The sequence below is a fragment of the Terribacillus sp. DMT04 genome (genome assembly GCF_019056395.1).
Taxonomy (GTDB): domain Bacteria; phylum Bacillota; class Bacilli; order Bacillales; family Amphibacillaceae; genus Terribacillus; species Terribacillus aidingensis_A.
On sequence record NZ_CP077639.1, the window covers coordinates 1,591,747 to 1,615,809 of the forward strand.

Annotated in this window: 29 protein-coding genes; 21 read left to right on the forward strand and 8 right to left on the reverse strand. The window is 42.0% G+C overall.

Annotation, left to right across the window (positions count from 1 at the left end):
• Nucleotides 1-170: 170 nt before the first annotated feature.
• On the reverse strand, nucleotides 171-800 hold the full coding sequence (gene lexA, locus KS242_RS08470; protein WP_217323912.1) for a transcriptional repressor LexA: 630 nt from the start codon (nucleotides 798-800) through the stop codon (nucleotides 171-173).
• A gap of 293 nt (nucleotides 801-1,093) precedes the next feature.
• Here lexA and KS242_RS08475 point away from each other — a divergent pair, with 293 nt between their 5' ends.
• From KS242_RS08475 to KS242_RS08495, 5 genes are all read left to right on the forward strand, one after another.
• The gene (locus KS242_RS08475; protein ID WP_217323913.1) at nucleotides 1,094-1,753 is read left to right on the forward strand and encodes a YneB family resolvase-like protein; all 660 of its coding nucleotides are present in this window, start codon (nucleotides 1,094-1,096) and stop codon (nucleotides 1,751-1,753) included.
• 42 nt (nucleotides 1,754-1,795) lie between these two features.
• Nucleotides 1,796-2,020: a DUF896 domain-containing protein gene (locus KS242_RS08480; protein ID WP_077309365.1), complete on the forward strand. Its 225-nt coding sequence runs from the start codon at nucleotides 1,796-1,798 to the stop codon at nucleotides 2,018-2,020.
• A gap of 126 nt (nucleotides 2,021-2,146) precedes the next feature.
• Entirely contained in the window at nucleotides 2,147-4,150 is a 2,004-nt protein-coding gene (gene tkt / locus KS242_RS08485; protein WP_217323914.1) for a transketolase, read from the forward strand.
• 154 nt (nucleotides 4,151-4,304) lie between these two features.
• Complete coding sequence (sirA, locus tag KS242_RS08490) at nucleotides 4,305-4,694, forward strand: sporulation inhibitor of replication protein SirA (protein WP_217323915.1); 390 nt, start codon at nucleotides 4,305-4,307, stop codon at nucleotides 4,692-4,694.
• Between the two features lie 43 nt (nucleotides 4,695-4,737).
• Entirely contained in the window at nucleotides 4,738-4,959 is a 222-nt protein-coding gene (locus tag KS242_RS08495; RefSeq protein WP_077309359.1) for a YneF family protein, read from the forward strand.
• A gap of 207 nt (nucleotides 4,960-5,166) precedes the next feature.
• Here KS242_RS08495 and KS242_RS08500 read toward each other — a convergent pair whose 3' ends face one another.
• Nucleotides 5,167-5,421 (reverse strand): BAR domain-containing protein, encoded by a 255-nt coding sequence (locus KS242_RS08500; RefSeq protein ID WP_217323916.1) that lies wholly within the window; start codon nucleotides 5,419-5,421, stop codon nucleotides 5,167-5,169.
• 323 nt (nucleotides 5,422-5,744) lie between these two features.
• Between KS242_RS08500 and KS242_RS08505 the strand changes: the two genes are divergently transcribed.
• From KS242_RS08505 to KS242_RS08515, 3 genes are all read left to right on the forward strand, one after another.
• Entirely contained in the window at nucleotides 5,745-6,095 is a 351-nt protein-coding gene (locus KS242_RS08505) for a hypothetical protein (protein WP_217323917.1), read from the forward strand.
• A 15-nt stretch (nucleotides 6,096-6,110) separates the two neighbouring features.
• Nucleotides 6,111-6,338 carry an NUMOD4 domain-containing protein gene (locus KS242_RS08510; RefSeq protein ID WP_217323918.1) on the forward strand — a complete coding sequence of 76 codons (228 nt, stop codon included), beginning with the start codon at nucleotides 6,111-6,113 and terminating at the stop codon, nucleotides 6,336-6,338.
• 467 nt (nucleotides 6,339-6,805) lie between these two features.
• Nucleotides 6,806-7,378 carry a hypothetical protein gene (locus KS242_RS08515; protein ID WP_217323919.1) on the forward strand — a complete coding sequence of 191 codons (573 nt, stop codon included), beginning with the start codon at nucleotides 6,806-6,808 and terminating at the stop codon, nucleotides 7,376-7,378.
• Nucleotides 7,379-7,615: 237 nt separating this feature from the next.
• On the opposite strand, the gene KS242_RS08520 is transcribed toward KS242_RS08515, so the two are convergent.
• Together KS242_RS08520 and KS242_RS08525 are read right to left on the reverse strand one after the other, a co-directional pair.
• Nucleotides 7,616-7,819 carry a hypothetical protein gene (locus tag KS242_RS08520; protein WP_217323920.1) on the reverse strand — a complete coding sequence of 68 codons (204 nt, stop codon included), beginning with the start codon at nucleotides 7,817-7,819 and terminating at the stop codon, nucleotides 7,616-7,618.
• Nucleotides 7,820-8,380: 561 nt separating this feature from the next.
• Entirely contained in the window at nucleotides 8,381-8,605 is a 225-nt protein-coding gene (locus KS242_RS08525) for a hypothetical protein (protein ID WP_217323921.1), read from the reverse strand.
• Between the two features lie 211 nt (nucleotides 8,606-8,816).
• On the opposite strand from KS242_RS08525, the gene KS242_RS08530 reads away from it, so the two are divergent.
• The 6 genes from KS242_RS08530 to KS242_RS08555 all read left to right on the forward strand — a co-directional run bounded on the left by KS242_RS08530 (nucleotide 8,817) and on the right by KS242_RS08555 (nucleotide 12,675).
• Complete coding sequence (locus tag KS242_RS08530; protein ID WP_217323922.1) at nucleotides 8,817-9,230, forward strand: YndM family protein; 414 nt, start codon at nucleotides 8,817-8,819, stop codon at nucleotides 9,228-9,230.
• A gap of 91 nt (nucleotides 9,231-9,321) precedes the next feature.
• Entirely contained in the window at nucleotides 9,322-10,017 is a 696-nt protein-coding gene (locus tag KS242_RS08535) for a cytochrome c biogenesis CcdA family protein (protein ID WP_254391844.1), read from the forward strand.
• A 45-nt stretch (nucleotides 10,018-10,062) separates the two neighbouring features.
• Nucleotides 10,063-10,545, forward strand: coding sequence for a Na(+)/H(+) antiporter subunit B (locus tag KS242_RS08540; RefSeq protein WP_371747615.1), 483 nt, complete (start codon nucleotides 10,063-10,065; stop codon nucleotides 10,543-10,545).
• Nucleotides 10,520-10,879, forward strand: a complete 360-nt coding sequence (locus KS242_RS08545) for a response regulator (protein WP_217323924.1) — start codon at nucleotides 10,520-10,522, stop codon at nucleotides 10,877-10,879. The genes KS242_RS08540 and KS242_RS08545 overlap by 26 nt, the downstream gene beginning before the upstream one ends.
• 29 nt (nucleotides 10,880-10,908) lie before the next feature.
• The gene (locus KS242_RS08550) at nucleotides 10,909-11,382 is read left to right on the forward strand and encodes a CcdC family protein (protein ID WP_217323925.1); all 474 of its coding nucleotides are present in this window, start codon (nucleotides 10,909-10,911) and stop codon (nucleotides 11,380-11,382) included.
• A 186-nt stretch (nucleotides 11,383-11,568) separates the two neighbouring features.
• On the forward strand, nucleotides 11,569-12,675 hold the full coding sequence (locus KS242_RS08555) for an ATP-binding protein (protein WP_254391845.1): 1,107 nt from the start codon (nucleotides 11,569-11,571) through the stop codon (nucleotides 12,673-12,675).
• A 44-nt stretch (nucleotides 12,676-12,719) separates the two neighbouring features.
• On the opposite strand, the gene KS242_RS08560 is transcribed toward KS242_RS08555, so the two are convergent.
• The gene (locus tag KS242_RS08560; RefSeq protein WP_097040822.1) at nucleotides 12,720-12,845 is read right to left on the reverse strand and encodes a small acid-soluble spore protein P; all 126 of its coding nucleotides are present in this window, start codon (nucleotides 12,843-12,845) and stop codon (nucleotides 12,720-12,722) included.
• Between the two features lie 244 nt (nucleotides 12,846-13,089).
• Here KS242_RS08560 and acnA point away from each other — a divergent pair, with 244 nt between their 5' ends.
• The 5 genes from acnA (at nucleotide 13,090) to KS242_RS08585 (ending at nucleotide 19,378) form a co-directional block, all read left to right on the forward strand.
• On the forward strand, nucleotides 13,090-15,798 hold the full coding sequence (acnA, locus tag KS242_RS08565) for an aconitate hydratase AcnA (protein ID WP_217323926.1): 2,709 nt from the start codon (nucleotides 13,090-13,092) through the stop codon (nucleotides 15,796-15,798).
• An 86-nt stretch (nucleotides 15,799-15,884) separates the two neighbouring features.
• Entirely contained in the window at nucleotides 15,885-16,325 is a 441-nt protein-coding gene (locus KS242_RS08570; RefSeq protein WP_217323927.1) for a TlpA family protein disulfide reductase, read from the forward strand.
• 66 nt (nucleotides 16,326-16,391) lie between these two features.
• On the forward strand, nucleotides 16,392-18,641 hold the full coding sequence (locus KS242_RS08575; RefSeq protein ID WP_371747616.1) for an AAA family ATPase: 2,250 nt from the start codon (nucleotides 16,392-16,394) through the stop codon (nucleotides 18,639-18,641).
• A complete protein-coding gene (locus KS242_RS08580) occupies nucleotides 18,638-19,057 on the forward strand; it encodes an acyl-CoA thioesterase (protein WP_217323928.1) in 420 nt (139 codons plus the stop codon). Before KS242_RS08575 ends, KS242_RS08580 begins: the two co-directional genes overlap by 4 nt.
• Before the next feature lie 3 nt (nucleotides 19,058-19,060).
• Nucleotides 19,061-19,378 carry a hypothetical protein gene (locus KS242_RS08585; protein ID WP_217323929.1) on the forward strand — a complete coding sequence of 106 codons (318 nt, stop codon included), beginning with the start codon at nucleotides 19,061-19,063 and terminating at the stop codon, nucleotides 19,376-19,378.
• 11 nt (nucleotides 19,379-19,389) lie between these two features.
• On the opposite strand, the gene yidD is transcribed toward KS242_RS08585, so the two are convergent.
• From yidD to plsY, 3 genes are all read right to left on the reverse strand, one after another.
• Complete coding sequence (yidD, locus tag KS242_RS08590; protein WP_217323930.1) at nucleotides 19,390-19,632, reverse strand: membrane protein insertion efficiency factor YidD; 243 nt, start codon at nucleotides 19,630-19,632, stop codon at nucleotides 19,390-19,392.
• A gap of 4 nt (nucleotides 19,633-19,636) precedes the next feature.
• Entirely contained in the window at nucleotides 19,637-20,569 is a 933-nt protein-coding gene (folE2, locus tag KS242_RS08595; RefSeq protein ID WP_217323931.1) for a GTP cyclohydrolase FolE2, read from the reverse strand.
• Between the two features lie 113 nt (nucleotides 20,570-20,682).
• The gene (gene plsY / locus KS242_RS08600) at nucleotides 20,683-21,285 is read right to left on the reverse strand and encodes a glycerol-3-phosphate 1-O-acyltransferase PlsY (RefSeq protein WP_097041943.1); all 603 of its coding nucleotides are present in this window, start codon (nucleotides 21,283-21,285) and stop codon (nucleotides 20,683-20,685) included.
• Between the two features lie 179 nt (nucleotides 21,286-21,464).
• On the opposite strand from plsY, the gene KS242_RS08605 reads away from it, so the two are divergent.
• Together KS242_RS08605 and KS242_RS08610 are read left to right on the forward strand one after the other, a co-directional pair.
• Nucleotides 21,465-22,532, forward strand: coding sequence for an ABC transporter ATP-binding protein (locus KS242_RS08605; protein WP_217323932.1), 1,068 nt, complete (start codon nucleotides 21,465-21,467; stop codon nucleotides 22,530-22,532).
• Nucleotides 22,529-24,049 carry an ABC transporter permease/substrate-binding protein gene (locus KS242_RS08610; protein WP_217323933.1) on the forward strand — a complete coding sequence of 507 codons (1,521 nt, stop codon included), beginning with the start codon at nucleotides 22,529-22,531 and terminating at the stop codon, nucleotides 24,047-24,049. The genes KS242_RS08605 and KS242_RS08610 overlap by 4 nt, the downstream gene beginning before the upstream one ends.
• Nucleotides 24,050-24,063: the final 14 nt, after the last annotated feature.

Below are 24,063 nucleotides of genomic sequence, written 5' to 3' on the forward strand. Positions count from 1 at the left end.
CAATCTTGTGGCGGCCTCTTATTTTGCAAACTAACTTGTAAATCAGCTTCACGATTCCACCTTCTTTCTAACATTTGGTTATTAAATCATATTCTAATATACCCAAAAAGTGTGTCGAAAATTGCTAGAAAGTATGTAAAATTTATGAAAAAAATCGGCCGAAACCGATTCTACTGAATAGAACGGTATAGGCCGATTACTTTACCGAGAATACTTACATTAGAAAGAATAATAGGATCCATTGTACTGTTCTCCGGCTGCAGGCGGATTTGGTTCTCTTCTTTGAAGAAACGTTTTACAGTTGCTTCATTGTCCTCTGTCATTGCCACAACAATTTCGCCGTTTTGAGCAGTCTGCTGCTGCTTCACAATAACCATGTCGCCATCTAATATGCCTGCTTCAATCATACTTTCTCCAACTACGACTAAGACGAAGATATTATCATCCGGGCCGACGAGATGATTCGGGACCGGCACATACTCTTCAATATTCTCCACTGCTGTAATAGGAATACCAGCAGTGACTTTACCAATTACTGGCGCATAGTTCGGTTCACCGTGAGGAATATCTGTCTGATCCCCGCTCTCAAGCGAGAGAACTTCAATAGCTCTGGGCTTCGTTGGGTCCCGGCGGATAAGTCCTTTTTTCTCCAAGCGGGAAAGATGGCCGTGTACGGTGGAGCTGGATGCCAGCCCGACTGCCTCACCGATTTCTCTAACGGATGGCGGATAGCCTTTATCTAGAACTTGCTCTTTTATGTAAGCTAAAATTGCTTCCTGTCTTTTCGATAGTTTCATCATGTATCGAACACCCCGTGCATATATTTTTATTACATACATTATATCATGATAGATTTCAATATACAAACATCCGTTCGAAAAAACCCCTTGACTAGAACCTGTGTTCGTATATAATGGAATTAACGATAAGAACGCTTGTTCCTAAATATCTATTTTATTTGGAGGAATCTACTATGTTAAAGAAACTATCAAAATCTGATTTGTTCTATTATGTATTATTCGGCTTCACGCTTTTCTTCCTATACTTTACACTTGTGATGAGTGTTTAATTAGCTGAATGAGAGGATACACCAATGAAAGCAGTTATCTATTGCAGAGTTAGTACAGAAAAAGACGAGCAGGCTAGCTCGATTGAACGGCAGCGTGAGGAGCTTATCAGTCTTGCTGCCACATCTAATATTGAGGTCATCGATATCATCGAAGAAAAACAGAGCGGATACGAGATTGAACGGCCCGGTATTTTTAAGATGCTAGATTTATTTACGGCTGGAGAAGCAGATTGCCTTTTAATCCAGGATGAAACACGACTGGGCAGGGGGAATACGAAGATTGCTCTGTTCCACCACCTCCAGAAGCTGGAGGTAATGGTCTATACATTAAATCAGCAAGGCGAATTTCAGCTGTCAGAATCGGATGGTATGGTACTTCGAATCGTAGGAATTGTAGAAGAATACCAGCGGAAGATTCACAATATGAAAATTAAAAGAGGCATGCGGCGCGCCATTGCCGGCGGTTATGATCCGAGTAAGAATCTGAGTAATCAGCAAGCTGCACCTGGCAGAGAACGAATTGAATTCCCGATTGAAGAAGTTGTACGGCTGCGTAACAACAAGCTGACGTTCCATGAAATCAGCTCTGTTCTGCGGGGGATGGGGTTTGCCGTTTCAAAAGCGACCGTACATAGAAGGTACCAGGAGTATGTTTCGCTTGAAACAGACGACACTAGCAGGTAACATAGTTTATGTTAACTTTAATGCTTAAAGGAGCATACACATATGATATCCAAAGACAAATTGGCGCGCATCAATGCGTTAGCACATAAAGCAAAAACAGAAGGTCTCTCTTTAGGGGAACAGAAAGAGCAGAAAGAACTAAGACAAGAATACTTGAAGAATGTTCGCTCTTCTTTTAAGAATCAATTTAAGACAATGACAGTCGTGGACCGTGAAGGCAACGATGTTACACCAGAGAAAGTAAAAAAGCTGCGTGATGAAGAATAAGAAGGAAATGGCTGACATTGTGTACAGCCTTTCCTTCTTTTTTCTATTATAAATCCTTGTTTATTAAGCGATTTCAGTATAGGATGAACAAGAGTACATAATAAGTTAAGTGAAAGGGATGTTCACATGGTTCATACAACAGAATTGCTTTCTATTAATACAATTCGTACGCTATCAATTGATGCAATTGAGGCTGCTAATTCCGGTCATCCAGGAATGCCGATGGGTGCTGCACCGATGGCTTACACGCTATTTACGGATTTCATGACACACAATCCGAAAAATTCACATTGGTTTAACCGTGACCGTTTCGTATTATCTGCAGGACATGGTTCTATGCTCCTTTATTCTCTTTTGCATTTGTCTGGATACAAGGTATCTATTGACGATCTAAAATCCTTCCGTCAATTCGGCTCTCGTACACCAGGCCACCCGGAAGTACATCATACAGACGGTGTGGAAGCGACAACTGGTCCGCTTGGACAAGGTATCGCTATGGCAACAGGTATGGCAATGGCAGAAGCGCATTTAGCTGCAAAATACAATAAAGCTGACTTCCCGGTTGTTGATCATTATACGTATGCAATTTGCGGTGATGGTGACTTGATGGAAGGAATCTCACATGAAACAGCATCACTTGCTGGTCATTTAGGATTGGACAAGCTTATTGTATTGTATGATTCCAATGATATTTCCCTTGACGGCGATTTGCATCACAGCTTCTCTGAGAATGTGGAGGATCGTTTCAAAGCTTACGGCTGGCAGGTAATCCGCGTTGAAGAAGGTACTGATGTGGATTCTATTCGTGCGGCAGTAAAAGAAGCAAAAGCGAACACTTCACAGCCGACACTAATTGAAGTGAAGACGGTGATTGGATTCGGATCTCCGAATAAATCAGCGAAAAGCGCTTCCCATGGTGCGCCGCTTGGTGTAGATGAAGTCAAATTAACAAAAGAAGCTTACAAATGGGCACACGAAGATTTCCATGTGCCGAACGAAGTATACAGCGATTTTGAAGAAAAAGTTGTGAACAAAGGTGCAAAAGCGGAAGAAGCTTGGAATGCATTGTTCGCTAAATACGAAGAAGCACATCCAGAGTTAGCCAAAGAACTGGCTACAGCAATGAAAGGCGAGCTTCCTGAAGGTTGGACAGATACACTGCCAACATACGAAGAAGGCAAAGACAAAACAGCTACGCGTGCTGCATCTGGTAAAGTGCTGAATGCGATTGCTGATGCTGTTCCAAGCTTGTTTGGCGGCAGTGCAGACCTTGCTGGGTCGAACAAAACGCTTCTTGCAAAAGAAGAGAATTTCACTAAAAACAACTATAGCGGCCGCAACATTTGGTTCGGTGTGCGTGAATTTGCGATGGGTGCTGCTTTAAACGGAATGGCACTGCATGGCGGTTTGAAAGTATACGGCGGAACGTTCTTCGTCTTTAGTGACTACTTGCGCCCGGCTATCCGTCTGTCAGCACTAATGGGAGCGCCTGTGACATACGTATTGACACACGATTCCATTGCTGTCGGAGAAGATGGTCCTACGCATGAACCAATTGAACAATTGCCATCTTTGCGTGCTATGCCTGGATTGAGTGTTGTTCGTCCAGCAGATGGCAATGAAACACAAGCTGCTTGGAGACTAGCACTTGAATCAGAAAAGATTCCTTCCGCGCTTGTATTGACGCGTCAAGATCTGCCTACACTGCCTTCTACAAAAGAAGCTGCATATGAAGGCGTGAAGAAAGGTGCATATGTTGTCAGCCCAGCAAACAAAGAGACAGCGGATGTATTGCTGTTAGCAACTGGATCTGAAGTGCAGCTAGCTGTACGCGCACAAGAAGCACTACGCGAGAAAAACATTGAAGCTGCTGTTGTCAGCATGCCTTCATGGGATCGTTTCGAACTGCAGGACCAGTCCTACAAAGACAGCGTACTTCCTCCTGCTGTGAAGAAACGTGTTGGTATCGAAATGGCTTCCCCACTAGGGTGGGAAAAATACGTTGGTGACGAAGGTAAAGTAATCGGCATCAACACATTCGGTGCTTCTGGTAATGGAAATAAATTGATTGAAGCATTCGGATTTACTGTTGAGAATGTTATCAAACAAGTAGAATCTATCTTAGATTAATGAGAAAAGGTCGGCCATTTCGATGGCCGACCTTTTTATATGACAAAAATCGATGAAAGCCCTGCTTCTTCGTGTCTCTTTGCAACAAGTTCCGAGGGATTAAGCAAAACTCGGCAGGTATACTAATTAACAAAGGGTGAAGGAGGACAAGCTTATGAAAGAATACTTCGTCTATTGGGTGAAACATGAGATTTATTTTCGCTATTTTTATAAAACGGATATCCTCTACCGCTTTCTCCTTTCTAGTCAAGCGGAAAATACAGCTTATGTAAAAGATCAGCTCGACTATATTACGTACGACTTTCCCCACGGTGCCTCTCTAGAGCAGGGAGAAAATAATGTTCATATTGAGACAAATCCACGTTATCTCCGCATCGTATGTGATAGTTTGACGACTGCTGAAGAGACCATATTCACAGAGCTCCGTCAGTTTGATTCTTCCTTCTTTATTATTGAACCGGCAGCTGACAATTGCGGGTGGATTTCGCCTATCATAAAAAATGACTTGCAATCACGAGTTCATCTATTGTATTCTTCCTTTTGATTGTCTATACTAGATTAGAGATATTTTGAAGGAGGAAGCCAATATGAGCACGATCTGGATCGTACTTATTGCACTGGCTACATTGATTATCGGCGTCGCTCTTGGATTTTTCATCGCTCGTAAATACATGATGAACTATCTTAAAAAGAACCCGCCAATTAATGAACAGATGCTTCGTACAATGATGATGCAAATGGGTCAAAAACCATCCCAAAAGAAAATCAACCAAATGATGCGCGCAATGAACAACCAACAAGGTAAATAAGCAATTATTTCTATATAGCTTTAACATTTCAAGTTGGCGATATAGCATTGCAAACAAGAGATATGATTAATCAGGTTGATCTTTCTTTGATTTTATAGGTGACTTGGTTAATTAAATTTCTAAACCACTTTTTCTGCTGGAAAATTAAGCGGAAGGAGTGGTTTTTTGTTGTTCAATGAGGCTTTAACGGAATATGAATATCATTGTTTAGCTAGGGGTTACGCAAAGAAGACAATGATAAATAAGAGGCAAGAGTTCTGAAAGGTAACCATTATCATCTTCAAAACTTTCTACAGTTTTAAGGAGATTATTTAAATCTTCATTTTCCTTATTTAAATTCTTTTTAGCTGTAGATAATCCTTCTTTATGATGGTGAACTGAAGTGGCGTATGCAGCAGTTCCACCAACTCCGAGAATGGCTAAAATTAAGACACTAGTAATAATGACTGGCTTTTTCTTCAATGAACATTCCTCCGAATTAAATACAATATAACCAAATTTTAGTTGTATTGTATCATTGCTAGGTAATTTAAACTATTGAAGTAAAAGGAATTCCATGAAGAACTGCGTTTATAGAAAAACTTCCGAGACAGCTATTGTTCAAAAAATGAATTTAGAATAACATGGTAATTAACAGTTATAAAGGAGTAGTTGGAATTGAATTAGAATGGGTCTTCCCTATTGCTAATTCTTAAATTTCGAATTTAGCAATTTCTTTAAATCATCATGGTGCTAAATGCACCCAAATTGATGATATACAATTAATGATAAGAAAGGGTTAGTATATGGAATATACAAAGGAAAATCTAGAGGCAGTCCGAGATATTATAATAGACTTATATAAGGAAAAAGGAAGAGCGATTTACTATAGTGAGCTATCAGAAGTGCTGGAAGCAAAAGGAACACCGCTACATCATAGATCACCAAAAATGCCTGAGTTACTCGAGGCAATTTCCATACATGAAGAAAAGAATAACAGGGGAATGTTTAGCGTAATGGTCGTTGCTAAGAAAAGTCGAGTATCTGGAGAAGGGTTCTTTACATTGGCTCAACAACTGGGAAGAGATTTTGAAGATCCCAAGACATTTGCTGAAGAAGAAAGAAAAAGAGTTTCTGCAATTTGGGGCTTAGTTTAGTGAGGAGTGTGGCAAATGGATAAAGAGTACAGACCAGTACCAGGTTATAAAGGACTATATGAGATAGCAGTGGATGGATCAGTACGAAGCTTGGATCGTATTGGTGTTGATGGTAGGAGGCTACAAGGCCAGGATATGCTCGGTTATGGAAAGCCAAACGGATACGCATCAGTAAAATTAACCAAGGACGGTAAATCCATAAGCCACAACGTTAAAAAGCTGATCGAAAAGACGTTCGGGTAAGATATTTCTTTCACACCAAGGAGAAAGCATGGACAGAATAGATCAATTAATTGCAACTGAACTAAAACCTTATAATCTTATCCTAAGTTCTTTGGATAATAGGAGAAATGAGGAGGGAATTGCTCGCATTAGGCAAAAACACATTGCTGAAATATGCAAAACTCAGTGAAAAGTGTTAATAAGAAAATGCAATTCCTTCAAAAATCAGCTTCTATAGAAAAGATATCCAGCGGAAAATACAAGTTGCTTAACAAAGGTAGATAGTATCCACCGCATTACTATGTAAAGCAATTAATATGATCTTATTATGCTAAGAGCTATATCGCCAAGCGACTATGTTTCCCAAAGCACAATATTCGGACTTGATAATCCGATGCTTCACATGATAAATGAGTATGTCAGAAGGGTAATTTTAGAACTAAAAGCAGAGTCGGAATTAAATACGGATTGAAGTGGGAGAGCTTTTAATGAAAATAGCTAATTTTGAAATAGACGTAAAAGATTATGCAGTACAGCCTGATGAAAATGGAAACCTATATATTACTGACAGTACAATTGGAGCAGAAGACTTTGAAAGTTTTCTAAAATTCTACTCGCAGCATATAGAAGGTGGCTCTTTCTTCAGTACAGATTTCTTCGGTATAAACTTCTATGGAAGGTTTGGACAATTGATTTTTGAGAATGCTGGAGTTGAATATAAATTAAGACTTGTTCTAGTAGAATCATCCGTACAGTTTCCCGAAAAAGGTTATTTAAATCCAGTTGAACATGTAATGTTTAGTCCTGTAATCCGTAATATGAGTAGAAAAGTAGTTGAACAGCAGCATGTAATTTATAAGCTGACTGAGTTACTAGTTGTTAAGGAGATTATCACTGAGGATGAAGCAGCAGCTATTACTCAACATAAAGATGCTGAAGAGGATTCTGCACAGATTTATTTAAAAGCTCAAGTAAACAATCTTGCCGAACATCTTGAAGAGACTTATGAAACAATTGACAGAATTAAACGAGATACCGAAGAAGAGGAGGGGCAGTATTAAACTAAGGGGAGCTCAACCCCCGTGGCCTCTCCATGAATCAAAGAACAGTATAAAGTCATGATGCAGTACATTGCCAATGTAAATCGATAGGATACTTGTTAATAAATATAGAAAAGAGTGACAGACAAATAATAACCATCCACTTTTTAAACTAAGTAACAAGGGATGGTTACTATTTTTTTATGAATGCAGATTCAATTATTTTGTAGTGATCTACATCTTTTCCATACATGGCTCTTATATCCTTCTTATAAATAAATTCAAACGAGCAATCTCATTCTTTGTGAACTGTTCTAGCTGTAGGTGATGCAGTGTCAGATTCGGCATTATCTCTTTGTCATCATCTTCGCTCCCCACAAAGTCGAGCAAAGCCTTCTGCGAAATATCCATTCTTGCCAATACATACTCTTCATATAATCTAATTTTGATTTGTTTTAACATAATATCTCCTCCTTATCTGTTGTAACAAGGAGGAAAGGGAGACTTAATTTTTGGATGAAAGAAGATAGAATTATTAAAACGATATTTACATACCAGAGAAGTATTAAATGTTACAATTCTAACTAATCTCTAGGCTTACTCTGAAACTATATAAAAAAGCGAGGTGATGATTTGAGCAACTTCTCAATCCCAATTCTAGCTACATCCGTTGCAGTAATGCTACTTGTCTACCAGAGTATTTGGTTTCCTTTTTTTCTTATTATGGCGGTGTTATCTACAACTGGACTTATTGACCGAAAAAAGGAGAAAAGTTCTGGCTCGAAGTATCATGTATTCGAAATAATTTTTAGGATGGTGTTATCAATAGGGGTAGTCTTTCCCGTTCTAAATATATTTAACTTGTGGGTTGATGGAACATTATTTGTATATATTCCCTTACTACTTTTATTGGCATTTCGCTTGGCTTATGAGTATGTGCATTGCAAATCAAATAATGGGAAGCATTCATAACAGTGGTCCCGAACCTGCATAGCGAGAATAAGGGATTTGAGTTAGCGTTTCCTAACTATTCTTTTTCACCAGCTTGATCACAACTGGAGCATAAACTGCTGTTGTGATCATTAAAAATAGATCACCAGATAAGTCAATGCTATTGCTGGAAACCATGGCAACGTACATTAGGAATACAATTAAGTATAAATATTCGAATGTCTTATATGCTTTTGAGAAAATAGGGGCATTTGCGATGTACAGCAGATTACCAATAAAGAAGATTGGCAATGCCATGCTAGCCGCTCCTGTTCGTTATTAGTTATAGTTAATGTAGCATGTTTTAACTTTATTAGTCAAAATAATCAGAAATATATGCTCTTGTCTGAATGAAGCGGCCTGTATCCTCGCTTTTCAAGTTAGTAATATGCCTGAACTGAAACCGCAGGAAAGATGTTTAGCTTATAACCAAACAAGGTATGTGAAAGACAAAAAGGAGTGAGAAAAAATGAAACATGTAAAAGCGCTAGTGATTAAATTTATCATGATTCTTGCTGTTTTAACGATTATTTTCACCCTAATGTTTAATGTGGAGTTTAGTGATACCCTGCTGATAAGTGCTATATTGACGGTTGCTGCATATATAATAGGGGACTTGTTTATCCTAAGCAGAGCGGGTGATCGGAGTAAATCGGGTGGCGATTATATGAAGCGCAATATAATGGCTACGATTAGTGATGCGATTTTAACATTTTTTGTGCTTTGGGTGTTAGGTGAGTTGCTGCTGAATCCAGGTAATCTTGTTATTCTGGCGTCTTTGATTTCAGCGTTTGTAATTGGGTTAGGTGAGTGGTTCTTCCATCGGTATGTGAATAATCGCGTTATTAAAGATCGCAATGCGCAGACTGTCGGTATGTTTTGAACTGTGCTATAGTATAGATGAAATAATAGCAGGAATCCCGAGTTGGGATTCCTTTTACCTGTACGTAGCGCAGTGAGCGGGGGGAGATATGATGGGAGTAACGATGATACTAGCTTTGTCTGCTGGGTTCCTTTCTTTCCTTTCTCCATGTGTACTTCCGCTTTATCCGGCGTTTCTATCTTATTTAACAGGCGTAAATCCTCGTTTTAATAAACAAGAACCGCGATCTGCCGGCTGGTTTTGGCATACATTTTTCTTCCTAATCGGATTTTCGGGCATTTTCTTATTGCTGGGATATAGTGCTTTTGCTTTGTCGGAATGGCTTTATGTTTATCAGTCCTACATACGCGTGGCAGGAGGCGCATTGCTCATGATTTTCGGAGCTGTGCAGATTGGTCTGTTAGGGGGAAGGTGGCAGTCGTCGAAAACACTTTTGCGGTTTAAAAGCCGGCCGCCAGGATATGTTGGATCAGTGCTTATTGGTTTATCATTCGCAATGGGGTGGACACCATGTACAGGTCCAATACTTGCTGGTATTATGACAAGTGCTGCCTTGCAGCCGCTGGAAGCTGTGCCTCTGATGCTGGCTTATATATTCGGTTTTAGTATACCTTTCTTTGTATGGGGCTTTTTTGGGTATAAATTACAAAAGCTGCAAAAAGCAGGAAAACTTCTGCACGAACTGAGCGGATATTTCCTTATAGTTGTTGGCATTTTGCTTTTATTTGATTTGACTACAAGAATTACAGCATTTTTAGCTAGTTTTTTCTCCTTTTATGGTTTTTAATTCGTGAAAAAAGACAAGAAGTAGTTTAAAATATGAAGGGAAAGGGTGTGGCTTGTGGAAAATTCACCAAACAATTTAATCTTTAAAACAACGACTGTGCTAATTTCCTTCCTATTGCTTGGTTTTTCGGTCTATCTATTCTTTTCAGGCCATAATTCTCCAGGTGGTGGGTTTATCGGAGGACTTGGAACTGCAGCGGCCTTAGTACTAATGTATATGGCTTACGGCTTCAAGACTGTCAGCAAAGTTTTGCCAATTAATTATCGTATTTTAACGATGACAGGTGTGTTGATTGCTATTTTGACAAGTGCCGGTTCATTTGTTTTTGGACAGCCGTTTCTTAGTCACACATTTACATATGTACATGTACCTCTAATAGGTAAGATGGAATTGGCAACGGCGACGCTTTTTGATTTGGGCGTGTATCTTACCGTGGTCGGAATCGCCTTAACCATTATATTATCTATCGCACAAGATCGTTCAACGAGTGAGGAGAATACCAGTGGCCAAGATACTTATAGTAGATGATGCGAAATTTATGCGAAAAACATTAAGTGCTCTGCTAACAGAGGCTCAACATGAAATTGCTGGCGAGGCAGCTGATGGGAATGAAGCGATTGCTAAATTCCAGGAAACAAAACCTGATATTGTATTTATGGATATCACCATGCCGCATAAGGACGGACTTACCGCTTTGAAGGAAATCGTTAGTATGGATCCTTCTGCTAAAATTATTATGTGTTCCGCTATGGGTCAGCAGCGCATTGTGATGCAGGCAATTGAGCTTGGGGCAAAAGATTTTATCACGAAGCCTTTTGAAGATGCACGTGTGCTTGAGACGGTGGAGCGAATTCTCGCTTAAACAGATTGTAATTGAAAGAAGTGAAGGGTATGACATTACCTGTTATCATTAGTACAATACTTGTAGCATGTATGGGACTAGCTGTAGCAATGATTCGGATGCGTGCTGCTGCCAGGCCGGTTACCGCAAAGAAAATCATCCTGCCGCCGCTTTTTATGAGCACGGGTGCGCTTATGTTTCTGTTTCCCGTATTCCGGGTTCCGTGGTGGGAAGTATGGTCCTCTTTAGGAGTTGGAGTGATTTTTTCCAGCTTGCTGATCCTAACTTCAAATTTTGAGGTGAGAGATGAGGCGATTTTCCTAAAGCCATCTAAAGCATTTGCTGTTATCTTGGTTGGACTAGTCTTCGTTCGGGTGCTTCTTAAGGTGGCGATTGGTCAAACAATTGAAATCGGGACAATGGGCGGTGTCTTCTTCTTATTGGCTTTTGGTATGATTGTTTCTTGGCGGATTGCAATGTTTTGGAAGTATAAACGGCTTGAGAGGCGTATGCAAGTCTCCTAATGTTGTAAAAAGACTTTCTTCCCGTAAGAAAGTCTTTTTTGTATAGGTGTATTGTCTGTACAAGATTTAGGAAAATCATGGTACGAACGTTTTGTTTTTCTCTTAATTGTAGTAACATACATAACAAAAGGACTTTTACATACATAAGATGCGCGATTAAGGTCACATATTAGGGGGCGAAGGAGCTTGAAAGAAGACGACTATAATAGAGAGAAACAAAAACAAGCAGCTTCATTTAATTTAATGAGCTTTGATGGACGTACTTTTGCTGGACTTCCTAAGCCGATGCTGAAGTGGATTGATGAAAACGGCTTTGACATTGTATTCGTCTGTGACGAAGAAGGTATGATTCAATACACTTCCACATCGATTACACGGATGCTCGGTTATCTTCCCGAGGAAGTCTATGGTACGTCTTCTTTAGCTTATTTGGATCCTTGTGATGTCCCTGTACTTCGTAATAGGATTAACTCCACAACAGAATGGCCGCAGCGATTCCATCTGACAGCTTTAGATAATCGGGGAAAACATATATGGATGGAAGCGAGTATCTCTTTTGTAGAGACGCCGGAAGCCTCGTATTATATCGGAGTTGCCAAGGATGTGTCTGACAAAAAAGAAATTGAAGAGATGATGTTTCGGTCTGAGAAGATGAGTGTAGCAGGGCAGCTTGCAGCCGGTATTGCGCACGAAATCCGAAACCCGCTGACCAGCTTGAAGGGTTTCTTGCAGCTTATTCAAGCCGGTATTAGCCGTAAAGAAGAATATTATAAAATCATGGTGGAAGAAATTGAGAAGATTGAAACGATTACATCTGAACTTCTATTCATTTCAAAGCCAGTGGCAGAGAATAAAGAAACAGAAACAATACACGAAATGCTGCAAGACGTTATAACACTTCTTTATTCGCAAGCTCGCCTGCAGAATGTGCAAATCACTTTTGAGAAAGGGCAGAATTCCAGTTTGCTCTGTGATCGATCGCAAATCAAACAGCTGTTCATTAACCTTATCAAGAATGCACTTGAAGAAATGCCCAATGGCGGTAAGATTGATATTCGTCAAAGGCAAGCAGACGGGGTTTGTATCGTTGATGTCGTTGATGAAGGGCCGGGTATTCCGGATAATGTGCTCGAAAAGCTGAAAGAGCCTTTCTTTACAACAAAGAAAGAGGGGACAGGTCTTGGTTTAATGATTTGTACCCAAATACTTGAAAAGCATAATGGCAGACTTGATATCCTGCGAAATGAAACGTTAGGGAGTACTTTCAGTGTGTTTCTGCCGGTTATGAACTAATAAATATTTATACATGGCCTCTCCGTTAAGAGGCCATGCTGTATTTACATGTCATGAGAACTATGCTGTTTTTGTCTGCTATGATTTTTGTTTTTGACTTTTTTTGATCCGCTGAGCGGCTCGTTCACTTTCTCCGGGTGTTTCCGCTGTTTCCCTTTATGTTCTCCCATTTCTTCACCTCCGCACTACCTATTATTCCATGTCAGAGAAACACTATGCGAGCGTTATTAAAATATTTAGGGGATGTCCAAAATGCGCTAGAATTCCCCATTTTACGCGTGGTTTTTGCTCTTAATTAATTTACTTATGAATCGTTTTCATTTAGAATAAAAAGTGCAAATCAATGTTAGCTCGTGCTGTTCTATCATAGGATTGGGATAGGGCAGGCAATTCACAAGGGGGTTTGTTCATACGATGGTGAGTAATAATTCATACAACGCAAAAAAACAGTTTGAATTAAACGGAAAGACGTACAATTACTATCAATTGAAAGCGCTTGAAGAGAAAGGGATCGGAACAGTTTCCCGGCTTCCATTCTCCATTCGTGTGCTGCTTGAATCGCTGATTCGTCAGCATGATGGTTTTGCCATTAAGGACGAGCATGTCGAAGGCTTAGCGAACTGGGGGAATGGGGACATTACTGATGTACCATTCAAGCCTTCCCGCGTTATCCTGCAGGACTTTACTGGCGTTCCGGCGGTTGTAGATTTGGCATCATTGCGAAAAGCAATGGTGGATTTAGGCGGAGATGCAGACCGCATCAACCCTGAGATCCCTGTTGATCTTGTTATTGACCATTCTGTTCAGGTTGATAAATACGGAACACAGGATGCACTGAAAGTGAACATGGAATTGGAATTTGAGCGAAACAATGAACGTTATGAATTTTTAAACTGGGCGCAGAAAGCATTTGATAACTATCGTGCTGTACCGCCTGCAACTGGGATTGTTCACCAGGTAAACTTGGAATACTTAGCAAGTGTCGTTCATGAAAATGAAGATGCAGAAGGTACGTATACTGCCTATCCGGATACGCTCGTCGGAACGGATTCTCACACGACGATGATTAACGGTCTTGGTGTGCTAGGCTGGGGTGTCGGCGGTATTGAGGCAGAAGCAAGTATGCTTGGACAACCATCCTACTTCCCTGCACCAGATGTTATTGGTGTTAAATTTGTCGGATCCATGCCAGCTGGCTCTACTGCAACTGACTTGGCGTTAAAAGTAACGCAAGTGCTGCGTCAGAAGAGCGTAGTCGGAAAATTTGTTGAATTCTTCGGTCCGGGCTTAGCCGACATGCCGCTTGCAGACCGTGCTACTATCTCTAACATGGCGCCTGAATACGGTGCAACATGCGGGTTCTTCCCAATTGATGCAGAAACACTTAATTACATGCATCTGACAGGCAGAAGCCAGGAACAGATTGACTTAGTTGAGAAATATGCAAAAGAGAATGATTTCTGGTATTCTCCTGACTTACGTGATCCAGAGTATACGGAACTTGTTGAAATCGATCTTTCTGCACTCGAACCAAACCTTTCCGGACCAAAACGTCCGCAGGATCTTATCCCGCTTTCTGGTATGCAGAAGTCATTCAATGATTCAATTACTGCACCAGCAGGAAACCAAGGATTTGGTCTTGATAAGAGCGAGTTCGATAAATCAGTCGACATCAATCATCCGGATGGCAGAACATCTACAATGAAAACAGGAGCCGTAGCAATTGCTGCGATTACTTCCTGTACGAATACATCCAATCCTTACGTTATGCTTGGTGCTGGACTTCTAGCGAAGAATGCAGTTGAAAAAGGGCTGAATGTACCAGCTTACGTAAAAACATCACTTGCTCCAGGTTCCAAAGTTGTTACGCGTTACTTGGCGGATGCAGGATTGACGCCGTATTTGGATCAGTTAGGGTTCACACTTGTCGGTTACGGCTGTACAACTTGTATCGGTAACTCCGGTCCATTGTCTCCGGAAATCGAAGAAGCAATTGCTTCCAATGATTTGACGGTAACATCTGTTCTTTCTGGTAACCGTAACTTTGAGGGACGTATTCATCCGCTTGTACGGGCGAACTATTTGGCTTCTCCGCCACTCGTAGTTGCATATGCACTTGCTGGTACGGTCGATGTTGACTTGAATAATGATCCTATCGGCACAGATAAAGATGGCAACAATGTTTACTTTAAAGATCTCTGGCCAACAAATGAGGAGATCCGTAAAGCTGTTGCGCAAGTCGTAACACCGGAAATCTTCCGCAAAGAGTATGAAGATGTGTTCCATTCCAATCAAAAATGGAATGAAATTGAAACTACGGATCAGCCGCTGTACAAGTGGAATGAAGATTCGACTTATATTCAAAACCCTACCTTCTTTGAGAATATCGCTGGAGGAAGCGGTACTGTACAGCCGCTGCAAGGCTTGCGTGTAATCGGGAAATTTGCTGACTCCGTAACAACGGATCATATTTCTCCGGCAGGTGCCATTGCCAAAGACATGCCGGCAGGTCAATATTTGCAGTCTAAAGGTGTAACACCTCGTGAATTCAACTCTTATGGTTCCCGCCGTGGTAACCATGAAGTGATGATGCGCGGTACTTTCGCCAACATCCGTATCCGCAATCAGCTGGCTCCAGACACAGAGGGTGGATATACAACTTACTGGCCGACAGATGAAGTGATGCCGATTTATGATGCAGCAATGAAATATCAAACTGATCAAACAGGTTTGGCTATCTTTGCCGGTGAAGATTACGGTATGGGGAGCTCCCGTGACTGGGCAGCAAAAGGTACGAACCTACTCGGAATTAAGACTGTTATCGCGCAGAGCTTTGAGCGTATTCACCGTTCTAACCTTGTTATGATGGGTGTGCTGCCATTGCAGTTCCAGCCAGGTGAAAGCGCGGATTCTCTTGGATTGACAGGCCGTGAGAGTATCAGTGTAGCTGTTGATGAGAATGTGGCACCACGAGATATTGTGAAAGTAACAGCAACGGCTGAAGATGGCAAAGTAACTGAATTCGATGCAGTTGCACGATTTGATAGTGAAGTTGAAATCGACTATTACCGTCATGGCGGTATTTTGAACATGGTGCTTCGTAATAAGTTGCAGCATGCATAAGGAAGAAGGAGTAGCCATATGGCTGCTTCTTTTTTTGGTTAGTATATCTTCTTTTCGCCTAAAATAAACGGCGAGGAGGAATCAAGTTGAAACGAATAGCGATACTGTTTACCTTACTTCTACTAAGTATGCCGTCTATCGTCCATGCCCAGACATTGGAATTGAAATCCGTGGAGACGTTGCTTGCGCATAACGATAAGAAACCAATCGTTCTTGTCTACTGGGCTACGTGGTGTGAGACATGTATGGAAGACTTATCCGAGCTGGAAGCATTTTTCGACAGCGCGGGGAACCGCGTCCATGTGTATAGTGTGAACGCCACAAAAAGTGAACAAAGCGGTGAGCAAGTTAGAAACTTTGCAGAAAAGAGTGACCTCCATGTTCCTGTTTATTTGGATGAAAAAGGGGAGGTAGCAGATTACTTCCGTCAAAAGGCAATTCCATTCACTGTTATCGTTAACCATGGCAAGCAGCAAGTAATACCAGGACCTGTCACAAAAGAACAATTGGAGAAGTGGACAGATTAGTGTTCGTTAGTTCACCTGTATGGCTCGAGTATGCTAAAATAATTGATAGAGAAAAGGGGCATACTTGTGGCACAGACAGAGAATACCCTGACCGAACAAGTGATTGCATGGCGTTCGATGGATAGCACACCGCCTCTATCTGAGATAGAGGCGTTACGTATGGCATCGAAATTGACAGGTGAAGAAGAAACATTAAAACAAGGACTATATCGAATTATTGCTTTTTATCGGATTATGCGTGTGCACAAGCAAGATCCAATTAGCAAACAGCTGCTGGCAGCATCTGAGCGCACGCATCCAATTGTGCAGGAGATTGATCAGTTTGCACAGGTGAATTCTTATTATCTAACCTTAATGGATACTGATCTGCCGCAATGGTCGATACGTGAAACAGATTTTGATCCGGCGAAGTTAAAAAAATCACAAAGTTTGCATGACCAGCTGACAGAAGCATTGCAGATGTATCCGCGCCGTCTAAGCGGAACGAACAAGCTGGCTGCGGCTTATAATCGGTCTTATGAAGAATTAGAGGATTTGCTTGTTCTTTTGGAGCAAACAATTGAAACAATTGAAAAAAGAAAGACAGGTTCTCCTGTATCTGCCATGAATGCGACTGTTCAGCAGATTACAAAGTCATTGACAGCTTTAAAGGATGCATTGCCGAATGTGCTGACACAGGCAAGTGAGAACCGCCCGCTTGAAGTGTTGGACCAGTTGATTGGCTTGCAAGAAGTGAAGGATTATATCCACGACTATTATCATTACTTGCGTTACCAGCAAGAGCGGAAGCAATTTGGTTTCCAAATGGTAGATGAGCCAGGGTTGCATATGGTTATCACTGGAAATCCAGGGACAGGAAAAACGACGATTGCCAGATTGCTGGCAAAGCTATATCATCAGCTTGGCCTGCTCGAATCAGACCATCTGGTGGAGGTAAACCGTTCACATTTGGTTGGTTCATATCTTGGCCAAAGTGAAGAAAACACAACCAATTATGTGCAGCAAGCACTTGGCGGAGTTTTATTTATTGATGAAGCATACAGTCTCAAGCGAGAAGGTCAAAGCGGCAATGATTATGGCCAGGCAGTTATTGATACATTGGTATCAAGTATGACAAGCAATGAATATGGCGGCAAATTCGCTGTTATTTTGGCTGGTTACCCAGAGGAAACGCGTCAATTTCTTTTTGCTAATCCAGGATTGCGCAGCCGGATACCAGATCAGAACTATTTGGAACTACCCGATTTTAAAACGGAGGAACTGCTTAAAATTGCGGAAAACACGGCGCTTTCCAATGATTTCTTCTTTACAGAAGATGCTTTGCGTCTGGTAGAAGATACGATTGAGCAGTCAAAAGTGGACGATACATTCGGGAATGCAAGAACAGTACGTGATATTGTACTGCGTATTATCTTCCAAAAAGGCGCTGATCGAACCCTTACAGCAGACTCTTGGATTGATCATATGAAGCTGTCCTCTTCAGATGTGACTAATCCACATAAAGCAGAAGACACATCCGAACCGCTAGCACAGCTCGAGCAGCTGATCGGTCTGCAAACGATTAAAAATGAAGTGAAGAAGTTATCTTCTTTCGTTCAAATTCAGCAAGAGCGTAAAAGCAAAGGAGCTCCAGCTGTACCTATCCAGCTGCATGCTGTATTTACCGGAAATCCTGGTACAGGTAAGACGACAATTGCCAAGATATATGCAGGCATATTAAAAGAGCGCGGTTTGCTGAAGCGCGGACATCTGGTTGTCGCTTCCAGAAGTGACTTAGTTGCAGGTTATGTCGGTCAGACAGCTGCTAAGACGAAGGCGGTGATTCGTGATGCGCTTGGGGGCGTGTTGTTCATCGATGAGGCATACAGCTTATTCCGGGGTGCGCAGGACTTCGGAAAGGAAGCGATTGATACGCTAGTGGATGAGATGACAAAGCACAATGAAAATCTAGTTGTCGTACTTGCTGGGTACCAGCAAGAGATGAAACGGTTCATTGACAGCAACCCAGGACTCGCTTCTCGATTTAAGAAGTATTTTGTATTTCCTGATTACGACAGCGAGGAGCTAGTCGCAATGTTTAAGCGGGCAATGGAAAACTATGCTTATACGCTTGCAGAAGAGGCAGAAGCATATCTGAAGGAGCAGCTGAACACGGAAACAGTGTCGGGTAATGGCCGGTTTGTGACAAACTTGCTTGATGAAGCAATTCAGTTTCAGTCGCTGCGCTTGCTTGAAGAAGAGCAAACAAATATGGATATGTTAACAAAGTCAGATATAGAGAATGCTTGGAATATGGTTAGGAGAAGTGCTTTATGAAAAGTTCAACATCAAAAATAAGTGTACGTTACGGCGAAACAGACCAAATGGGTGTTGTTTATCACGTGAATTATCTCGTTTGGTTCGAAATCGGCCGAACAGATTTTATTGAAACATTAGGTTTGCGCTATGCTGCTATGGAAGAGGACGGCTTTCTTTCGCCAGTGGTGGATGCAAATTTGAACTTCCATTATCCAGTACGTTATGGGGAAAAACCAGTCGTCGAAACGTGGCTTCAATCTTATGATGGTATTCGTACGATGTATGCTTATGAAATTAGGAATGAAGACGGAAAGTTATGTGTCTCTGGTACAAGTACGCACACCGTCGTGAAAAAAGAAAACTTCAGACCTGTTTCCATTCGTCGTTCGCTGCCAGAATGGCATGCTGCTTATTCGAAGGCATTGGAAGCATAAGCAATGGCATTTGGTGTGAAACGGGAAGAACTGAAACAATGGAAGCAGCAAGTTCGTAACGGAGAAGTTGCTTTCTTGACGCACTACTGGCTTGATGATCGATTTCCTGATGCAAAGACGGTTACCAAAGCAGGCTGTGCGGATCGGGAGAAGCTGATAAATTGGGGAGCGCAATATGGACTGAAAGAAGCTTGGATTGACGAACATGGTGATTTGCCTCATTTTGATTTGATCGGCGACTATCAGCGGCATATTCTTCAGGCAGAGCAGCAATATGAACAGCTGGAGCGATTTGGACTGACACAACAGAAAAAGCAGTAATCCATGATGGATTACTGCTTTTTTTCATGCTGTTCACAACCGCAGCCTGGAACAGGGTCGAATCCGCCCCGGTGAAACGGCTGGCATTTTGAGATGCGTTTGATTGTGAGCCAGCCACCTTTCCATGGGCCGTATCGCTGAATTGCTTCCAATCCATATTGGGAACAGGTAGGATAAAAGCGGCAAGTAGGTGGCGTTAGCGGACTAATAAAACGGCGATAAAAACGGATCAAGGCTAAAAATACCTTGCCCATCGGTTTACTCCATCTCGTCGCGTTTGTCGTAGCTCAATGTAGCGACAGCATCGTGTAAGTGGATGGATTCCTGATTGCTGCAGGAAACAGTGAATTTCTCCACGTAATCCAGTTCGTACAAATCAGCTGCTACCAAGCGCACCATGTCTTCTACGAAACGAGGATTTTCATACGCTGTTTCTGTTACCATCTTTTCATCCGGACGCTTTAATACCGGGTGAATCCGAGCGCTGGCATTGCTCTCGGCAGCCTCAAGCAAATCTTCTTTCCAGTCTTGCACATCTTCGTTAAAAGCATCTGTCAGCTGTACCTCCATCGAAACAATACCACGCTGATTGTGCGCACTATACTCACTAATTTCCTTCGAACAAGGGCACAGTGTTGTGACAGTACCGGACAGTTTAGCTGTTGTACGGAAACCAGTCTCTTTATGATAAGACACTTCCAAAGAAGCATCCGCATGGTTTAAACCTGTCATGCCAGATGCAGGGCCGCTTCTTTCAAAAAACCATGGGAAAGTAACTTTTACTTTCGCATCATCTTGCTTTAACCGTTCAGCAAGTTCGGCTACAAATGATTGTAAACTTTGGACAGAAACAGTGAAGCCATTTTTGTGGTACATATCCAGCTGCTCGGTAAAACGGCTCATATTCGTTCCTTTGCTATCCTGCTGAATGCTGGAAGTGAACTCAAATGTTCCGATTGTTGTCTGCATTGCCGGACTTGTATTGCTGATCACCTGGATTGGATGTTTTACATTCGCAATACCGACTGCATCGATATGGAATAAAAAGTTCTTTTTCGTATTTTGTAAATCGGCCATATCAGCTTTATTTTCCGGTTTTGTCTTCTCACCGGGCGGCACGGAGCCGAATAATTTATGACGTTCTGCCTTCGCAGGCAGCTGTTTTTTAGTTGGTGTGTGTAGGTGTTGCATGTTTGTGCTCCTTTCAGACGTCCTATGGACTAGCTTAAAGTATACCCGATGCATCAAGGGAAATTCAATTGTCTGAGCCGGGTAAATTATACGAAAAAGAAAAACAATCCCGACTATCTGGAATTGTTTTTCACGAGGAAGGATGCTTTCGGTTCCTCCCGTTTAATAATTCGGACGATGTTCTGCCGGTGTTTATATAGAATAAACACAGCGAGTATACCGAGAACAATCGTTAGTATCAGGTCTTGTGCAATAAAAATGGAAACAATAACGCTGACAACTCCTGCAGTCATGGAAGCAAGTGATACGTATTTGCTGAGCAGCAAAACGAGTACAAAGCTTGCGATGACAATTAAGAAGAGCAGCGCGTTTACACCAAGAATGATACCAGCGGATGTGGCAACTGCTTTTCCGCCTTTAAAGCGTGCAAATACAGGGTAAACATGGCCGATGACTGCGCCTAGTCCGATGACAAGTAAGTAAAGGTCAAATCCAAACAGAACCGGCAGGATAGTCGCAATTGTCCCTTTTAAGATGTCGGCAATTAAAACGATGATTCCAGCCTTTTTACCGAGCGTGCGGAATGTATTTGTAGCACCGAGATTGCCGCTCCCGTGCTCCCTGACATCTATATTGTAGCCTGCTTTTCCAACAATCAGTGCAGATGGAATTGAACCAATGATGTAGGCGAGCAGGATGAATAATATGTATTCCATTACCATTCTCATTCTCCTTTAACAGCTAAGGCGTTCCTATTACTTGCTTATCCATTTTAGCACGAAGTATCATAGGATAGCATAACTTTTTACATAGTATAGGATTAATGCCCTAGAGGCAAGGGTAATAGGGTCAATAGTGTGATTTTCTGCTGCACAGACAAAAACGAGGTGACGTAATGATTGAATTTAAAGGGGTAAGTAAAACATACAGAGACGGAACGGAAGCCATCAAAAATTTCAATCTCGAAATTCGAGAAGGCGAGTTGCTTGCACTGATTGGACCGAGTGGCTGCGGCAAGACGACAACAATGAAAATGATTAATCGTCTGGTGGAGCCAACAGAAGGCGATATCTACATAGACGGTAAACGCTTGAAAGACTATAACATCAATGAACTGCGGTGGAATATCGGGTACGTGCTGCAGCAAATTGCGCTGTTCCCGCATATGACCGTAGAAGAGAACATTGCCGTTGTGCCGGAAATGAAAAAATGGAAGAAACAAAATATCCAGAATCGTGCGAAGGAATTAATGCAGATGGTCGGAATGGAGCCGTCCATTTATATGAAAAAGATGCCATCAGAACTATCCGGCGGACAACAGCAGCGTATTGGTGTGATCCGGGCGCTTGCCGCGGACCCGCAAATTCTGCTTATGGATGAGCCGTTTAGTGCATTGGATCCCATCAGCAGAGAAGGGCTGCAAAAGGACATTCGGAAATTGCAGCAGAAAATCAAGAAAACGATCGTTTTTGTGACGCATGATATTGACGAAGCGACAGCACTTGGAGACCGCGTCTGCCTTATGAAAGCAGGCGAAATTGTGCAAGTAGACTCCCCGCAGAATGTAATTTTGGAACCGAAAGACTCGTTTGTACGCAGCTTTATCGGAGATAAGAAATCACCTTGGCAGACTGCTGTTGACGTTGTGGCTTCTCAAACCGCTTCGCACATGCTCTCCCTAGAGGCATTTGAAGCAGGTCAGTATGACAGCGACGTTGCTTATATTGTAACTGGCAGTGAAGGGGAACTACTTTGTGCTGCAGAAAACGGAAAACAGCAAGATGTAGGTGAACTGCCCAATGATATGAACGTATTAGATGCTGTTGCGGTGTTCGAGGAAGCTGGCACGAGTGTCTTACCGGTAACGAAGGACAATAAAGTAATTGGCACGATAACCCAGCAAGAGCTGCTGCGCTTTTTAGCCAGTAAGACGGAAGTCAAGAATGGGGTGGTAACACAATGAATACATTTCTTGAAGTTTTCCAGCAGCGCAGTGATTCGTTTTGGACAGCTTTAGGTGAACACTTGCAAATATCAGTGATCGCCTTACTTATTAGTATTGCAATTGCGGTACCGCTCGGTTTGTTACTGAGCCGGTCGAAAAGATTAGCAGAACCGATTATTGCGATAACAGCTGTGTTGCAGACGATACCGAGCTTGGCTATTTTAGCTTTTCTCATTCCGCTAATCGGAATTGGAACACGCCCGGCCATTGTGGCGCTTATCGCCTATGCACTGCTTCCAATTTTGCGAAATACATATACAGGTATCGCCGGCGTAGACCCAGCACTAAAAGAAGCTGCAACAGGCATGGGAATGAACAGCTTCCGGCGTCTTCGCAAAGTGGAATTGCCGTTGGCGATGCCGGTCATTATGGCAGGTATTCGGACAGCGATGGTCATGATTGTTGGAACAACGACAATTGCTGCATTGATTGGCGCCGGCGGATTAGGGGAACTTATTCTGTTAGGAATTGACCGCGGCGGAGATGTAAACTTGATTTTGCTCGGTGCAATTCCGGCAGCTTTACTGGCTATTCTATTGGATCTGGTTATTCGGGTATTTGAACGTACCAGCAGACGATTTGGATTTAAATCACTGTTAGTGCTGTTAATCGTAGCGATTATCGGTGTTGTAACCCCATTTGTGGTTGGCAAGGATAATCAAGCTGATCTAGTAATCGGCGGTAAGCTGGGTGCCGAGCCTTCTATCTTAATCAATATGTATGAACTATTAATTGAGGATCAGACCGATCTACAAGTAGAATTAGAGACGAATCTTGGGAAAACAGATTTCCTTTTTGAAGCATTACAGAGCGGCAGTATTGACATTTATCCAGAATTTACTGGAACAGCGCTTGTGACCTTCCTAGGCGAACAAGCCGAGACGAATGATGCTCAAAAAGTATATCAGCAAGCAGAAGCGGGTATGGCAGAGCGCTTTGACATGGCGTATCTGGAGCCAATGCTATACAATAATACGTACACACTAGCCGTGAAACAATCTTTCGCAGAAGAAAATAATCTAAAAACGATTGGCGACCTTCGACGTATCGATGATGATATGACCGCTGGTTTTACTTTAGAATTTAGTGATCGCCAAGACGGTTACCTAGGCATTCAGGATATATATGGGGTGGAATTTGGTGAATTGAAGACGTTGGATCCTGGTATTCGTCAGCAAGCTATTGAGGCTGGCGATGTCGATGTGATTGATGCTTATTCAACAGACAGCTATATTCGGGATTTGAACCTCGTTACGCTGGATGATCCAGAGAATTTGTTCCCGCCATATCAAGGAGCACCGCTAATGCGTCAAGAAACACTTGATAAATATCCGGAGCTTGCGGACATATTGAGTCAGCTTGCAGGGAAAATAACAGATGAGCAAATGACAGAGATGAACTATCAAGTGGACTTTGAAGACAAGAAGCCAAAACAAGTAGCAAAAGAATTCTTAGAACAAAAAGGACTACTTTAAAGGAGGCAGAGAAG